Below are 14,524 nucleotides of genomic sequence, written 5' to 3' on the forward strand. Positions count from 1 at the left end.
CACCCGCCCGCCCCGCGCGCCAAGAGAGGACCGCCCAGTGCAGCGTTTCACCGGCAGAGTCGCCATCGTCACCGGAGCCAGCCGCGGCATCGGCCTGGCCGCCGCCCGGCGCATCGTCGACGAGGGCGGCCGCGCCGTCGTCACCGCCCGCAAGCCCGAGCCCCTGGAGAAGGCCGTCGCCGAACTCGGCGGCCCCGAGCACGCCCTGGGCATCGCCGGCAAGGCCCACGACGCCGAGCACCGCGCCGAGGTCGTCCGCCGCACCCTGGAGACCTTCGGCCGGATCGACGTACTGGTCAACAACACCGGAATCAACCCCGTCTTCGACGCGATCGTCAACGTCGACCCCGCCGCCATGGCCAAGATCTTCGAGATCAACGTGATCGCCGCCGCCTCCTGGGTCTCCGCCGCCTACCACGCCTGGATGAAGGAGCACGGCGGCGCGGTGGTCAACGTCGCCTCGCTGGCCGGCCAGCACCCCTCCCCGGGAATCGGGGTCTACGGTGCGAGCAAGGCCGCCCTGATCAACCTCACCGAGCAGCTCGCCTACGAGCTGGCCCCCTCGATCCGGGTCAACGCGGTGGCCCCCGCCGTCGTCAAGACCGCCTTCGCCACCGCGCTCTACGCCGACAACGAGGAGGAGGTCACCAAGGGCTACCCGCTCGGCCGGCTGGGCGACCCGGCCGACATCGCCGCGGCCATCGCCTACCTCGCCTCCGACGACGCCTCCTGGGTCACCGGCCAGACCCACACCCTGGACGGCGGCCGCACGCTCGGCGCAGGCGTGGAGTAGCACCCCGGCGGGGCCGGGGAGCCGCCCCGGCCCCCGTTGCATTCGGCACCGCGGAGACGGATGATGGGAGCGACCGGATGCCGCCGGAACGGGGCGGCCGCCCCCGGTCGGGGGCGGCGCGGCCACGGCCCCGGACCCGCGCCCGGTCGGACGCGCGAGAACGCGAACGGCTCCGGAGCGGAGGGCCGGCCGCGGCGGCCGGCCGCCTCCCTCGGAGCGACGGGGGTGAGCCTGATGCGCACCGCGGCGCCTCCCCCCGTCCCTGCCCGGACCCCGGCACCCCCGCGCCCGGCACCGCCATCGGACGGAACCTCCCCCAGGAGCGAGCCCCCCGACCCGTTCCGCACGAGTCCGCATCCTCCCCGGGGCCGGTCCCGGGGCGTCCCAGGAGGTCCACGATGCACACCATGAAGCGCTGGAACATCGAGATCCTGCTCTCCGAGGAGACCGACGGCGACACCGCCAACACCTGGGCGGACGCCGGTCTGCACGCCGAGGGCGGAACCGACCTGCACGGCCGGGGCATGGCCCGCAAGCACCCGGCCGACCCCGAGGCCCCCGAGATCGGCGAGGAGCTCGCCGTCTCCCGGGCCCTGGCCGATCTCGCCCGCCAGCTCCGCCAGGTGGCCGCCGAGGACATCTCCGGCAACACCGGCACTCCCTGGCGCCCCTGACCCGGGCCCCTGACCGGTCCCGCCGCGCACCCGCGCCCCGGGCCCGGTGACCGCACCCGCGCGCCGGTCCCCGGCGCGCGGCACCCGTGCCCGCAGGCCGCCGCACCGCCCCGCCGGATCCGGAACGGGGGAGGGGGCGGCGGCCGGGCCGCGGAACGCGCCCGCCCGCCGCCGGCCCCGGCCCCGGCCCCGGCGCCGACCCGGACCGGCCGGGCGGGCCCCGATGTGCACGGTCCCGCCTCCGGGCCGCAGGCGGCGGCGGAACGAGGGGAGGATCCGCGCCGGTCCGGCCCCGCCCGCCCCACGGGGCCCTTCATGGCGAGGGGCCGCCCCGCCGCTCCCCGGGTTCTAACGTTCGCCGCAGCACCCGACTCCTGGGGAAGCGATGAACAGCGGTCCCGAACCACGATGGGACGAACAGGCAAGAACCGAACAGCGCCGGCTCTCCCTTGAGCTCATGCGCAAAGGGACGACCGTCCGCGAGGCCGGCCGGATCGTCGGCGTCGACCGGCGAACCGGGCGGAGGCGGCTGAACGGACGAGTGCCCTCGGGCGGACATTCCGGGGCGCCTCCCGTCACTGAGGGGGCGCCCCCGAACGAGTCCGGCCGCTACCTGGTCGGGAACGAACGCATCCGCATCGCCGACCGGCTGCGGGAGAACGCCTCACTGCGCGCGGTCTCCCACGGCGGGGCCGGGCCCGCCCCGCTCGCGGGGCCGCCCGGTGGGCGCGGCGGCGCCCGGAACCGGGGGGCCGCGGCCGGGCCGTCCGATCAACCGGTCGGCCCGCCGAGGCGCCGGGCAGGGCGGCCCCTGTCCCGCCCTGCCCGGAGCGCGCGGTGGCCGGGGCCGCCCCTCCGGCGGCCGCGCGGGCGGAGCGGGGCCCGGTGCAGGGGGCGCCCGGCCGGGCGCCGGTTCCGGGCAGGAGGAAAAACGGGGGCGGGGCCGACCGCGACCGGGGCGGCGCGGCGCGGAGCGGTGCGCGCCTGCGGCGGCCGGACCCGCCCGGGTGCGGCCCGACACGGTCCGTGCACGCCCGCGGGCGCCCGCCCTCTCCAGGGGAAATGCCGACCGGCCCGGCCCCCGCGGCGCGCCCGGGAGCGCGAGTGCAGGTGGCGGCGGCGGTACCGCCCCGCGGAAGGGCGGGCGCCGCTCCGCGAACGGCCGAATGTGGACGCGCGCGGGAAGGCGCTCCTACACTGCCGGGTGATCACGGTGGGGCAGACTCGGCTGATAGGACGCGGCCACCCGGATGACACGGCCTCCGCCCGGTCGGAGGCCCCCGTCCCCCAGGGGCGGGGCTTTTTGCGTTCGGGGCCGCGCCCGCCCGGACCGAACGACGAAGGACGGTGCAGAACCCGGTGCGCGACAGCCGACTCCACGCCCATGCCACCGCGGTCCCGGGGTAGGCGGATGCACGACACCCCGGCCGAAGACCCCCCGAATCCGGCGCACGCCGGCCCCGGCGGCCCGCGCGGCGCGACGGGGGTCCGAGGACGACCGCACAAGGAGGGACCGATGCCCACTCCGACCGGACCGCAGGCCCGGCCCGCGCAGGGCACCGCCGGCCTCAGCGCGGCCGGCGCGGCCGCCATGATCGGGGCCGGTGCCTTCGCGGCGCTCGCCCCGGCGGCCGCCGGGGCCGGCCCCTGGCTGCCGGTGGCGCTGCTGCTGGCCGCCGCCGTGGCCTACTGCAACGCCACCTGCTCGGCGCGGCTGGCCGCCCGCCACCCCGAGCCCGAGGGCGCCTACGTCTGGGGCCGGGAGCGGCTGGGCGAGCTGTGGGGGCACACCGCGGGCTGGTCGTTCCTGGTCGGCAAGGCGGCCTCCTGCGCCGCCATGGCGCTGGCGTTCGCCTCCTACGCCGCCCCCGGCTGGGAGCGCCCGGCGGCGGCCGCCGCCGTGGCGGCCCTGACCGCCCTGAACATGCTCGGCCTGCGGGTCACCGACCGGGCCGCGAAGGTGCTGCTGGCGGCCACGGTGACGGTGCTGGCCGTGGCGGTGGCCGCCGCCGCGGCGGGCGGCACCGCCGACCCCGGCAACCTCTCCCTGGGGGCCTGGCCGGGCTCCTTCGGCCTGCTGGGCGCGGCCGGGATGCTGTTCTTCGCCTTCACCGGCTACTCCCGGGCGGCCGCCCCCGAGGGCGAGGTGCGCGACCCCCGCACCGCCGTCCCCCGCGCGGTCGCGCTGTCCATCGGCGGGGTGCTCGCGGTCTACATGGCGGTGTGCCTGGCGGCGCTGGCGGTGCTGGGGCCCGAGCGGCTCGCGGCCGGCGCCGCGCCCCTGCTGGACCTGGTGCGCGCCTCGGGGCGGCCGGGCCTGGCCCCGGTGGTCGCGGCCGGCGCCGCCCTGGCCTGCCTGGGCGGCCTGCTGGCGCTGCTGCCGCGGGCCTCGCGCACCGCGGTGGAGATGGCGTCGGCCGGAGACCTGCCCCGCGCGCTGGCCGCGGTGCGCACCGGGAGGGGCGCCCCCTACCTGGCGGAGCCGCTGCTGGGCGCGGCGGCCCTGGTCCTGGTGCTGGTCGCCGACCTCGGTGCGGCGATCGTGCTCGCCGCGTTGGGCGCGCTGGTCTACTCCACGATCGCCAACGCCTCGGCGCTGCGGCTGGGGCCGGAGGAGAACCGCCCGCCGCTGCTGATCGCGCTGGGCGGGCTGGGCGGGTGCGTGGTGCTGGCGCTGAGCCTGCCGCTGCACCTGGTGGCCGCCGGCCTCGCGGTGATCGCGGCCGGCGCGCTGGGCCGGCTGCTGGTCCGCGCCCTGGACGCCCGCGGCGGCTGACGGCCGGCGGCCCCGGGGAGGGAGGCCCGCCCCGGCTCCCCGCCCGCGGCGGGGGAACGATGGCGGAAGAAGAAGGGGCGGCGGCCGGGCCGGGGGTCTCCCCGCCCGGCCGCCGCCCGCGCCGGACCGCCCGCCCGGAGGCGCGCCGGTCCGGGCCGCGCTCAGCCCCCCGGCCGCGCCAGCGCGTCCAGCCCCTTGCGGGCGGTCGCCGACAGGGGGATCCGCGGAAGCTCCTCGGGGGTGAACCAGGCGCAGTCGGCCGTGGAGCCCTGCTCCTCGACCACCCGCGGGGCGGTCGGGCGGGCCACGTGGGCGTGGAAGAACGCCCACACCGCGTAGATCTCGGTGGAGGCGCTCTCCGGCCCCGGCACCCCGGTGCGGTGGTGGTGGCGGACCCCGACCAGGCGGCCCGCCCCGGCGTGCTGGCCGGTCTCCTCGAACACCTCGCGGCGCAGCGCGGCACGGGCGTCCTCGCCGTCGTCGACGCCCCCGCCGGGCAGGTGCCAGGTGCCCTCGCCGGGGTAGCCGGGCGCGATCAGGGACAGCAGCAGCCGCCCGCCGGGGTCGGTGACCAGCCCGTAGGCGGCGAACCGGCGCAGCGCCGGCCCGGGGCGGGCCGGCTCCTCGGCGACCAGGTCGGCCGCGGCGGGCACCGCCTCGGCCGAGGGCCCGGCGGGGGAGCCCGGCACCCGGTAGAACACCCGGTCGATGTGGAGCCCGACCGGGCCGCCGGGCCCGGGGACCGAGGCCAGCTCGGTGCGGACCTCGACCGGCTCCAGCGGGGCCCGGGCGTCCAGCCCGGCCGCGCGGCGCGCCGCCTCGGCGGGGTCCTCGCCGAACAGCAGGCGGGCCCCGGCCGGCGCCTCCCCGGCGACGTGCACGGTGACCCGGCGCAGCCGCCCGGGCGGTGTCACAGCACCCCCTGCGGGCGCCCCGCGCCGCGGACCAGGGACGGCAGCAGGTCCAGGCCGCCGATGACGGTCAGGTCGGTGCGCTCGGCGTGCCGGCCCTCCCGGTCCACCAGCACCGGGCGCATGCCCGCGCCCATCGCGCCCAGCGCGTCGGCGTGCAGCTGGTCGCCCACGTGCCAGCAGTTCTCCGGGGCCACCCGGGCCTGGGCGCAGGCCGCCTCGAAGATCCGCGGCGCGGGCTTGCCCGCCCCGGCGGTGTCCGGGCAGACCACCACGGGGAAGCTGCGGGCCAGCCCGATCCGCTCCAGCTTCTCGCGCTGCAGCGCCTCCACCCCGTTGGTGATGACGCCCAGCCCGATCCCGGCGGCGGCCAGCTCGCCCAGCGCGGGGGCGGCGTCGGGGAAGGGCTGCCAGGCCGCCCGGTGGGCGTCCAGGTACTGGTGGTACAGGTCGTCGCAGGCCTGGTCGGGGACGGAGGCGTGCCCGGCCTGCACGGCCAGGGCGCGCACCCGCTCGCGGCGCTGCTCGGCGAAGCCGAGCCGCCCGTTGAGGTACGCGCCGAAGGAGATCTCGGTCTGCACGTCCCACAGCGTGCGCGCGGCGTTGAAGTCGGGGTGGCCGAGCCGCTCCATCAGCATGCGCAGGCCTGCGGAGCTCGCCGCTCGCTCGTCGAGCAGCGTGTCGTCCAGATCGAAGAAGATCACCGCGGGTGCGGTGGCGGTATCCGGCATCGTTCCTATTTCGTCAAGCTCGTCGGACAGTGACAAACAGGGCTACGGTACCGGTCGAACAGGGACGAAGCGCCACCGGACCAGGCGGCCGGACCTGGTCAGGGGAGCCGGGGCGACCAGGCCAGCGCGGCCAGGACCGCGCCCGCGCCCAGCACCGCGGCCGCGCGCACCCACCAGATCAGGTTCTCCTGGTACTCGGTCTCACTGCCCAGCGAGGACCCGATGTCGTCGTAGACGTCACTGAGCTCGGAGCCCGACTCCGCCTCGTAGAAGTGCCCCCCGGTGTCGGCGGCCAGCCGCTCCAGGGCCTCCTTGTCGATGTTGGCCTCCACCGGCTCGCCGTTGATCTCCACCAGCGCCGCCCCGGTGCCGAACGCGATGGTCGACACCGGGACCCGGGCGTCGGAGGCGGCCCGCACCGCCGAGGAGATCGGCCGCCCGCTGGTGTTCTCGCCGTCCGACAGCAGCACCACCGCCGACGGCGGCGGGTCCTCCGCGGCGTCGTCGTCGAAGGACTGGATGGACTGCAGCGAGGCGAACACCCCCTCGCCGATCGCGGTCCCCGGGGAGATCTGCAGGTTGTGCACCGAGTCGGCGACCGCCTGGTGGTCCTGGCTGGGCGAGGAGACCACCCCCGCGGTCGCCGAGAAGCTCACCAGCCCCACGTTGAACCGGTCGGGCAGCGACTCCACGAAGGCCACCGCCGCCTTCTTCGCCGAGCTGATCCGGTCCGGGTCGATGTCGTTGGCCACCATGGACGGCGACACGTCGATGGCGACGATGATGGTGGCCCGCTCCCGCGGCACCTCCACCGGCATCGCCGGCCGGCCCAGCGCGACGGCCAGCACCCCCAGCATCGCGAACAGCAGCCCGGCGCTGACGTGCCGGCGCCACCCCGGGCGGCGCGGCGCGACCCGGTCCAGCAGCGCCAGGTTGGTGAAGCGCGCGGCGTCGGAGCGCCGCCGCAGCTGCACCCAGACGTAGCCGGCGATGAGCGCGGCCAGCATCGCCAGCGCCGCCAGCATCCAACCCGGGGCCAGGAAGTTCACCTGTCGTCTCCTGTTCCTCGATCGAGGGCCCGGCGCCGCGGGCCGCCGCGGGCCCGCCCGCCGGCGTCTAGTGCGGCGCGGCGGGCGTGTGCCGGGCCAGCTTGTGGGCGGTGCGCCGCTGCTCCACGACGAAGCGCGCCATGTCCACGATCCAATCGCGATCGGTGCGCAGCACCAGGTGCGGCACGCCGCACCGGCGCAGCCCCGCGGCGACCGCCGTGCGCTGGTCCAGGGCCGCCTCCCGGTAGCGCTCCCGCACCGCGCGGGTCAGCCGCACCTCGCGCGAGCGCCCGGTCTCCGGGTCGGACAGCGCCACCCATCCTATGTCCGGGACGTCCAGTTCCCGGGGGTCGACCACCTCGATCGCCAGCACCTGGTGCCGGGCCGACAGCCGGCGCAGCGGCCGCTCCCAGGGCGCCTCCAGCGGCACGCCGCCGCCCGAGGGGGTGTCCAGGAAGTCGGAGATCACCACGCGCAGCCCGCGCCGCCGCTGGGCGCGCGCCAGGTCGGTCAGCGCGTCGGGCAGGGAGGCGCCGCCCGTGCCGGGGCCGTCGCCGCGCGGCGCGGCCTGCACCGTGGCCAGCATCGTGGTCAGCGCCGCCTTCCCGGAGCGGGCCGGCCACCGCCGCACCCGCCCGCGGTGCAGGAAGTAGGCCCCGAACCGGTCGCCCACCCGCTGGGTGAGCACGTTGACCGCGGCCAGCGCGCCGATGGCCACCTCGCGCTTGTCCCGCTCGGCGGTGCCGAAGTCCATGCTGGGGGAGAGGTCCAGCAGCGTCCAGCTCTCCAGCTCCCGGTCGGCCACCAGGTCGCGCACGTGCGGCACGGTGGTGCGCGCGGTCACCGCCCAGTCCATGTGCCGCACGTCGTCCTCGCCCGGCTGGTAGCGGCGGGCTTCGGCGGGCTCGCTGCCCGGCCCCAGCCGCAGCCCCAGGTGCTCGCCGTGCAGCAGCCCCTCCAGGCGGCGCACGATGCGCATGTCCAGCCGGCGCAGCGCCTGGTGGGCCCGGGGGTCCAGGGCCAGGGGCGCCCGTTCGGGCCAGGGCACGCCTCAGCCCGCCGCGGCCGCGCCGGCGGCCGACCCGGCCGACGGCTCGTCCCAGATCACCCGGGGCGGCGGCACCGCCGCCAGCACCCGGTCCACCACCTGCTCGGTGCTGATGCCGTCGGCCAGCGCGTCGAAGCTCAGCACCAGGCGGTGCGCGATCACGTCGCGGGCCAGCAGCCGCACGTCGTCGGGGAGCACGTAGTCGCGGCCGCGGATCAGCGCCAGCGCGCGCGCCGCGGCCACCAGCCCCAGGGTCGCCCGCGGGCTGGCCCCCACCTCCAGCACCCGCCGCAGGTCGCCCACCCCGTACCGCTCCGGTTCGCGGGTGGCCATCACCAGCCGCACCACGTAGTCGGCGACCAGCTGGTGCACGTGCACCGCCTCGGCGCCGCCCTGCAGCTCGCGCAGGGTCACCGGGTCGAGCACCTGGTGGGCCTCGGGCGGGGAGGCGCTCATCCGCCGCAGGATCTCCATCTCCTCGCCGGCGGTGGGGTGGGGCACGTTGATCTTCATCAGGAACCGGTCCCGCTGGGCCTCGGGCAGCGGGTACACGCCCTCCGACTCCACCGGGTTCTGCGTGGCCACCACCACGAACGGGTCGGGCAGCGGGTAGGTGGTGCCGCCCAGCGACACCTGCTTCTCCGCCATCACCTCCAGCAGCGACGACTGCACCTTGGCCGGGGCCCGGTTGATCTCGTCGGCCAGCACGAAGTTGGCGAAGACCGGCCCCAGCTCCACGTCGAAGGCCTCGGCGGAGGGCCGGTAGATGCGGGTGCCCACGATGTCGGAGGGCACCAGGTCGGGGGTGAACTGCACCCGGGAGAACGACCCGCCGGTCACCTTCGCCAGGGTGGACACCGCCAGGGTCTTGGCGATCCCGGGCACCCCCTCCAGCAGGCAGTGGCCCTTGGCGACCAGGCAGACCATGGTGCGCTCCACCATCTGGTCCTGGCCGACGATGACCGTGGAGACCTCCTGCAGGGCGGCCCTGAGCAGCCGGGTCGGATCCCCCGCGGCCTCGGTCCCCTCGGCGGCGCGCCGCGGCTCCCGGTCGTCCTCCGGCGCGGCGTTGGCGTCCTGCATGCGTCCAGCCTTTCGCTCGGCGCCCCCGGCGCCGCTCGCCTCGTCGACCCCCGGGCCCTGCGCCCCGCGCCGCGGGCGCCGCCCGCAATAGCATGGGGTGCACCGCCCCGGCGCGTCCGCCGGGACGGCGCACGCAGAGTCGGGAATGCTCACACATCGGCGATGCTACCGCCGAGCGGGGTCCTGGCGCCGACGCCGGGGCCGCCGCGGCGCGGACCGATACGAGGGAACGGGGGCGTGAGGCCGGTGTCGTCTCCGCTGCACGACAGCGACCCCCGCCAACTGGGCGGGTACCGGTTGAGCGGGAGGCTGTCCCGGGGCTCGTCCGGGGTGGTCTACCTGGGTGAGGACGGGTCGGGCCGGCGGGTCGAGGTCGCCCTGCTCAGCGAGGGCGCGGCCGCCGACCCCGACGCCCGGGAGCGGTTCCGGGCGGCGGTCGCAGAGGGGCGGGGCGCCTCGGAGGGGGAGCGGGTGCTGGGGGCCGGCACCGAGGCGGCCTCCGCGGCCTGGGTGGCGGTTCCGCACGGCGGGCCGGGGCCCGGCGCCGCGGCCTACCTGAGGTCGGTGGAGGGCGGCGCGGGGCCGGTGCGCGCCGGGGCGGCGGCGGTGCTGCGCCCGCACTGGTCGGTCCGCTCGGGTCCGGCGTCGGCGCGCTGGCTGTGGCCGGGCGGGCACGGCGGCTCGGGGGCCGCGGAGGCGCCCCCGCAGCGGGGCGTGGTGGTGGGGGTGATGCTCCTGCTGCTGCTGGCGGTGCTGCTGATCGTGCTGCTGTACTTCTGGATGTCGATGCTGTCCCGGCAGGCCGGGGGGAGCGAGGTGGAGCCGTCGCGGTCCCCGTCGTCCTCCCAGGAGCCCAGCCCGTCGGAGTCGCCGTCCCCGTCGCAGAGCCCGGGTGAGGAGGAGGGCGACCCGTCGCCCTCGCCCGAGCCCTCGGACGGGACCCCTGAGGCGACCCTGGACGAGGACGAGCTGGAGGAGCTGCCGGGCGGGCCGGGCTCGCTGGCCTGACGCCGGCGGCGGGGGAGGCCCGCGCAGCGGTCAGGCGCCGTCTCGGGCGCGGCGGGCGATGCGGTCGTGGCGCTGCCGGGCGGCCTGGGCGGAGCCCAGCCCCAGGCCGGAGCCGATCTGCTGCCAGGTCAGCCCGCGCCCCTTGGCCATCCGCAGCAGTCCCAGCTCCAGCTGGTCGAATTCGGCGCGGGCCAGGGGGAGCAGGGAGAGGGCCGCGGTGAGGTCCTGCTCGTCGACGGCGGGGGCGCCTTCGTCGGGGAAGGCCGAGCCGGAGGCCAGGTCCGAGACGCGCAGCAGGGCGTCGTAGGGGGCCATCGGGCGGCGCAGGCCCTCCCAGCGCTCGCGGTCCTCGCCGGTGGCGTGGCGCTCGGTGATGCGGGCGAGCCCTTCGTAGGCGCGGATGCCGCCGGGGCCCTGGGGGTGTTCGTGCTGTCCGGTCATGCCCCCACCCTGTCTTTTCAACATCCTGTTGTCAACAGAGTGTTGTCAACGGGATGGACCATGCGCCGGACCCGGGTGGAGCGGCGCCCCCGCCGGCAGGGGAGCGGGGCCCCGCGGGCGGGGGCGCCCCGCCGGGGCGGGGGAGCGCGGTCCGGCCGCCGGACCCTCCAAGGGGGCGGGGGCGGGGTGCCGCGACCCTGCCGCGCCGGATCCTGCGAAGGGCCGCCGGCTCTGTCCCACCCCCCTTCATTTCCCCTCCGACCTGCGACAACTTAAAAATCTATAATGTAAAGGCGGTGGTTTTCAGCTCCCCTGAAAAGCAAAAACCATTTCAAGGAGCGGCTACGCCGCCCTCATCATCAGACCCGGCACGCCATCCCCAGCTCCGAACCGCGACCGACCCGTCACCGTTCGCCACACCGAACGGGCGCGGCCGCGCGGAGCGGGGGAGCAGACCTCTCCGACGGAAGGGAACCCCGGCATGGGACACCACGGCACCGCCCCCGCCGACCTCACCCGCGACCCCCGGCCGCTGCTCGGCCGGACCGCCCTGGTCACCGGCGCCAGCCGCCGCGACGGCATCGGATACGCCACCGCCCGGCGCCTCGCCGCCTACGGCGCATCCGTCTTCTGCCACCACCACCGCCCCCACGACCTCGAACAGCCCTGGGGCGGAGACGACATCACCGCCGTCCTGGACGGCGTCCGCGCCGCCCGCACCGACCCCGCCGCCCGGATCGAAGGACACGGCGCCGACCTCGCCCGCCCCGGCGCGCCCCGCGACCTCCTGGACGCCGCCCGAGACGCACTCGGGCCGATCGACATCCTCGTCTGCAACCACGCCCGGTCCGGCGGCGACGGGACACTGGCCGAGGTCACCGAGGACATGCTCGACGGGCACTGGGCCGTCGACGCCCGCTCGGTCCTCCTCCTCGCCCAGGCCTACGCCGCCGCGCACGACGACACCCGCCCCGGCGGGCGGATCGTCATGCTCACCTCCGGCCAAGGGCAGGGGCCGATGCCCGGCGAGATCGCCTACGCCGCCGCCAAGGGCGCGCTGGCCGCCATCACCCTCACCATCGCCGAGGAGCTCGCCGACCGGCGGATCACCGTCAACACCGTCAACCCCGGCGGCGTGCAGACCGGCTACCTCACCGACGCCGCCATCGACTCCATCCGCCACAAACTGCCCTTCGGGCGGATCGGCGAACCCGACGACCCGGCCCGCCTCATCGCCTGGCTGGCCACCGACGAGGCGCGCTGGATCACCGGCCAGGTGCTGCACAGCGAGGGCGGCCTCGCCCGGTGGCGCGACGCTCCCCGCCAGCCGTGACGGTTGGCGGCGGCCGCGGCGAGGTAGGACACCCGGCGAGACCGCACGGCCCCGACCGGAGACGAGACACGACCATGGCGCTCTTGGACGAACGGCAGATCAGCGAGGGACTGGCCGAGCTGGACGGCTGGGAGTGGCACCCCGACGCCGCCGAGATCCGGCGCACCGTCGCGATGCCCGACTTCATCTCCGCGATCGGCCTGGTCGACGCGGTCGCCCAGGCCGCGGAGGAGGCCGGCCACCACCCCGACATCGACATCCGGTACAACCGGCTGACCTTCCACCAGACGACGCACGCCGTCGGCGGGGTGACCGGCGCCGACCTGAGCCTGGCGTCCCGCATCGACGCCCTGGTGGCCGAGGCGCTGCCGGCCGGCGACTGAACCGGGGCCCGCCCGGACCGCTCGCGGGCGGTCTCCGGCCCGCCCGGGGCTCCGGCCCCGGTGCCTCCGGAGCGGGGCCCGGCGCCCTCGGGGCGGAGACGGGGGAGAGGACCGCACCGTCCACCGCGGTGCGGCCCTCTCCGCGACAGGGGCGAGGGGGAGCCCGCCCTCCTCGCGGAGCCTGCGCCGCCCGGCCGCGGGCGGGCGGTGACGATGCCTGCGGTGGCGGCCCCGTCCGGCCCGGACCGCTCGCGGACGGGGCCGATTCCGATGTCCGGGCCGGCGGTCCATGTGCTCTCCGCCGGCGTGGGCCCCCGCCCGGAACGGCCTGCCCCCGGCAGGCCATCGGGCGTCACGGCGGAGGCCCCGCCCCCTCCCGGGCCGGCTCTCCCTGCTCCACCGGGGCCCGGGGGCGGGCATGCACGCCCCCGGCCGGGCTCCGGCCACCGCGAACGGCCCTGCGGGAAGGCGGTGCCTGCAGCGGCGCCGTACCGACGCCCCCTGGTGAACCCGCCGGCGGGCCGGTGGGGCCGGGCCCCGCCGCCGCCGTCCGGCGCGGCCCCGGCGGACCGGGAAAGGTCAGCTCCGGCCGCCCCGGGCGCGCAGGCGGGAGCGGCGGATCTTGCCCGAGGGGGACTTGGGCAGCTCGGCGACGAACTCGACCACCCGCGGGTAGGCGTGCTCGGCGAAGCGGGTGCGCACCAGTTCGCGCAGCTCCTCGGCGAGCTCCTCGCCGCCGCCGTACCCCTCGGCGAGGACCACGCTGGCGGCCACCGCCTGCCCGGCGAGCTCGTCGGGCGCGCCGTAGACCGCGGCCTCCACCACTCCCGGGTGCTCCTGCAGGGCGGTCTCCACGTCGCCGGGGACGATGCGGTACCCGCCGCTGGCGATCGCCTCGTCGTCGCGGTCGGAGAAGTAGAAGTGGCCCTCCCGGTCGCGGGTGCCGGTCACCCCGGTGAGGAACCAGCGGCCGTCGGGGGTGAACCGGGGGCCGGTGAACCCCTCGCCGTCCTCGTAGCCCTCGAACCAGAACAGCGGGCTGGCCTTGGTGTCGACGGCCACCCGGCCGCGGGCGCCGGGCATGGCCTCGGCGTCGTCGAGGGGGTCCAGGACGGTGAGGCTCCACCCCGGCAGCGGGGTGCCGATGGAGGCGGCGCGGGGCTCGGGCGCGACGTCGGGGTGCTGGTGGCGGCCGACGCACGCGCCCAGTTCGGCCTGGTTGTGGTGGTCGTGCACGGGGATGCCGAAGACGTCGTCGGCCCAGTCGGCGACGTCGGGGGGCAGCGGTTCGCCGGCGCTGGACAGGCAGCGCAGGGAGATCTCGGGGGGCGGGGTCTTCACGGTGGCGCGCAGGGTCCGGTAGACGGTGGGCGCGGCGCTGAGGTTGGTGACGCCGTGCATGCCCAGCACGTCGAGGGTGAGCTCGGGGTCGAAGCCGGCGCGGAGCTGGAGGGTGCGCTGCCCGGCGAGCAGCGGGGTGATCAGGCCGTAGAAGAGGCCGTAGGTCCAGCTGGGGTCGTGGGTGTTCCAGTAGACGTCGTCGTCGGTGACGTCCAGGCCGTAGTGGTGGTGGGCGTGGAAGGCGGCCAGGGCGCGCACCGGGACGTCGAAGCCGTGGTGGCGGCCGGTGGGGCCGGGGGTGAACAGGTGCAGGAAGGGGGCCGCGCCGCCGAGGGCGGCGGTGGCCGGTGCGGGGCCGGGGGCGTCGGCGAGCAGGGCGAGGGTGTGGTCGCCGGGGCGGGCGGGGTGCTCGCCGGTGGTGGCGACCTGCCAGGGGGCGGTCTCGCCGGGGGCGGGGTCGAGCTTGTGGCGCTGCTGCTCGTCGCAGACGACCAGGAGGGTGCGGGAGCCGGTGAGGCGGTGGCGGACGGCGGTGGGCGCCAGGGCGGTGAACAGGGGGACGTGCACGGCGCCCAGGCGCCAGATGGCCAGGGCGGTGGCGACGAGGTCGGCTCCGCGGCCGAGGAGGGTGGCGACGCGGTCGCCGGCGGTGATGCCGGCCTGGGCCAGGCCGGCGGCCAGGCGGGTGGAGCGGTCGGCGAGGTCGCCGTAGGTGAGGTGGGTGGGGGTGAGGTCGGGGGCGATCTCGGTGAGGGCGGGGGCCTCGCGGGGGTGCCGGTCGCAGAGCAGGTGTGCCACCGAGGAGTCGGGTGTGTCGTAGGTGGCCAGCCAGTCGGTCACTTGCTGCGCCGGGGTGGGCATCGGGGTGAGTCCTCGTTTTCCGCGGTCGGTGGTGTGGGCGGGTTTCGGTATTTAAGAGTATGCCTTGGTGTGTGACGGCGCCCTCATCGGTG

13 protein-coding genes are annotated in these 14,524 nt (G+C 77.1%); 6 read left to right on the top strand and 7 right to left on the bottom strand.

The window, feature by feature from the left end:
• Positions 1–37: 37 nt before the first annotated feature.
• The 3 genes from J0910_RS15060 to J0910_RS15070 all read left to right on the top strand — a co-directional run bounded on the left by J0910_RS15060 (position 38) and on the right by J0910_RS15070 (position 4,243).
• On the top strand, positions 38–793 hold the full coding sequence (locus J0910_RS15060; protein ID WP_420159135.1) for an SDR family oxidoreductase: 756 nt from the start codon (positions 38–40) through the stop codon (positions 791–793).
• Positions 794–1,191: 398 nt separating this feature from the next.
• Positions 1,192–1,467 carry a DUF1876 domain-containing protein gene (locus tag J0910_RS15065; protein WP_017591786.1) on the top strand — a complete coding sequence of 92 codons (276 nt, stop codon included), beginning with the start codon at positions 1,192–1,194 and terminating at the stop codon, positions 1,465–1,467.
• A gap of 1,516 nt (positions 1,468–2,983) precedes the next feature.
• Positions 2,984–4,243, top strand: coding sequence for an APC family permease (locus J0910_RS15070; protein WP_420159136.1), 1,260 nt, complete (start codon positions 2,984–2,986; stop codon positions 4,241–4,243).
• Between the two features lie 161 nt (positions 4,244–4,404).
• Here the strand turns inward: J0910_RS15070 and J0910_RS15075 are convergent, their stop codons facing one another.
• The 5 genes from J0910_RS15075 to J0910_RS15095 form a co-directional block, all read right to left on the bottom strand.
• Positions 4,405–5,157, bottom strand: coding sequence for an NUDIX hydrolase (locus tag J0910_RS15075; protein WP_420159137.1), 753 nt, complete (start codon positions 5,155–5,157; stop codon positions 4,405–4,407).
• Positions 5,154–5,885, bottom strand: a complete 732-nt coding sequence (locus J0910_RS15080; RefSeq protein ID WP_420159138.1) for an HAD family hydrolase — start codon at positions 5,883–5,885, stop codon at positions 5,154–5,156. The genes J0910_RS15075 and J0910_RS15080 overlap by 4 nt, the downstream gene beginning before the upstream one ends.
• 98 nt (positions 5,886–5,983) lie before the next feature.
• Positions 5,984–6,934, bottom strand: a complete 951-nt coding sequence (locus tag J0910_RS15085) for a VWA domain-containing protein (RefSeq protein ID WP_420159139.1) — start codon at positions 6,932–6,934, stop codon at positions 5,984–5,986.
• Between the two features lie 67 nt (positions 6,935–7,001).
• Positions 7,002–7,913 (bottom strand): DUF58 domain-containing protein, encoded by a 912-nt coding sequence (locus J0910_RS15090; RefSeq protein ID WP_420162000.1) that lies wholly within the window; start codon positions 7,911–7,913, stop codon positions 7,002–7,004.
• A gap of 72 nt (positions 7,914–7,985) precedes the next feature.
• On the bottom strand, positions 7,986–9,065 hold the full coding sequence (locus J0910_RS15095) for an AAA family ATPase (protein ID WP_420159140.1): 1,080 nt from the start codon (positions 9,063–9,065) through the stop codon (positions 7,986–7,988).
• Positions 9,066–9,302: 237 nt separating this feature from the next.
• Between J0910_RS15095 and J0910_RS15100 the strand changes: the two genes are divergently transcribed.
• A complete protein-coding gene (locus J0910_RS15100; protein WP_420159141.1) occupies positions 9,303–10,073 on the top strand; it encodes a hypothetical protein in 771 nt (256 codons plus the stop codon).
• A 30-nt stretch (positions 10,074–10,103) separates the two neighbouring features.
• On the opposite strand, the gene J0910_RS15105 is transcribed toward J0910_RS15100, so the two are convergent.
• Positions 10,104–10,514, bottom strand: a complete 411-nt coding sequence (locus J0910_RS15105; RefSeq protein ID WP_420159142.1) for a DNA-binding protein — start codon at positions 10,512–10,514, stop codon at positions 10,104–10,106.
• A 481-nt stretch (positions 10,515–10,995) separates the two neighbouring features.
• Between J0910_RS15105 and J0910_RS15110 the strand changes: the two genes are divergently transcribed.
• Both J0910_RS15110 and J0910_RS15115 read left to right on the top strand, forming a co-directional pair.
• Positions 10,996–11,847: an SDR family oxidoreductase gene (locus tag J0910_RS15110; RefSeq protein ID WP_420159143.1), complete on the top strand. Its 852-nt coding sequence runs from the start codon at positions 10,996–10,998 to the stop codon at positions 11,845–11,847.
• A 74-nt stretch (positions 11,848–11,921) separates the two neighbouring features.
• Positions 11,922–12,230, top strand: coding sequence for a 4a-hydroxytetrahydrobiopterin dehydratase (locus J0910_RS15115; RefSeq protein ID WP_420159144.1), 309 nt, complete (start codon positions 11,922–11,924; stop codon positions 12,228–12,230).
• Positions 12,231–12,809: 579 nt separating this feature from the next.
• Here the strand turns inward: J0910_RS15115 and J0910_RS15120 are convergent.
• The gene (locus J0910_RS15120) at positions 12,810–14,432 is read right to left on the bottom strand and encodes an AMP-binding protein (protein WP_420159145.1); all 1,623 of its coding nucleotides are present in this window, start codon (positions 14,430–14,432) and stop codon (positions 12,810–12,812) included.
• Positions 14,433–14,524 lie beyond the last annotated feature (92 nt).

Source organism: Nocardiopsis oceanisediminis (assembly GCF_048595525.1).
GTDB classification, from domain to species: domain Bacteria; phylum Actinomycetota; class Actinomycetes; order Streptosporangiales; family Streptosporangiaceae; genus Nocardiopsis_A; species Nocardiopsis_A oceanisediminis.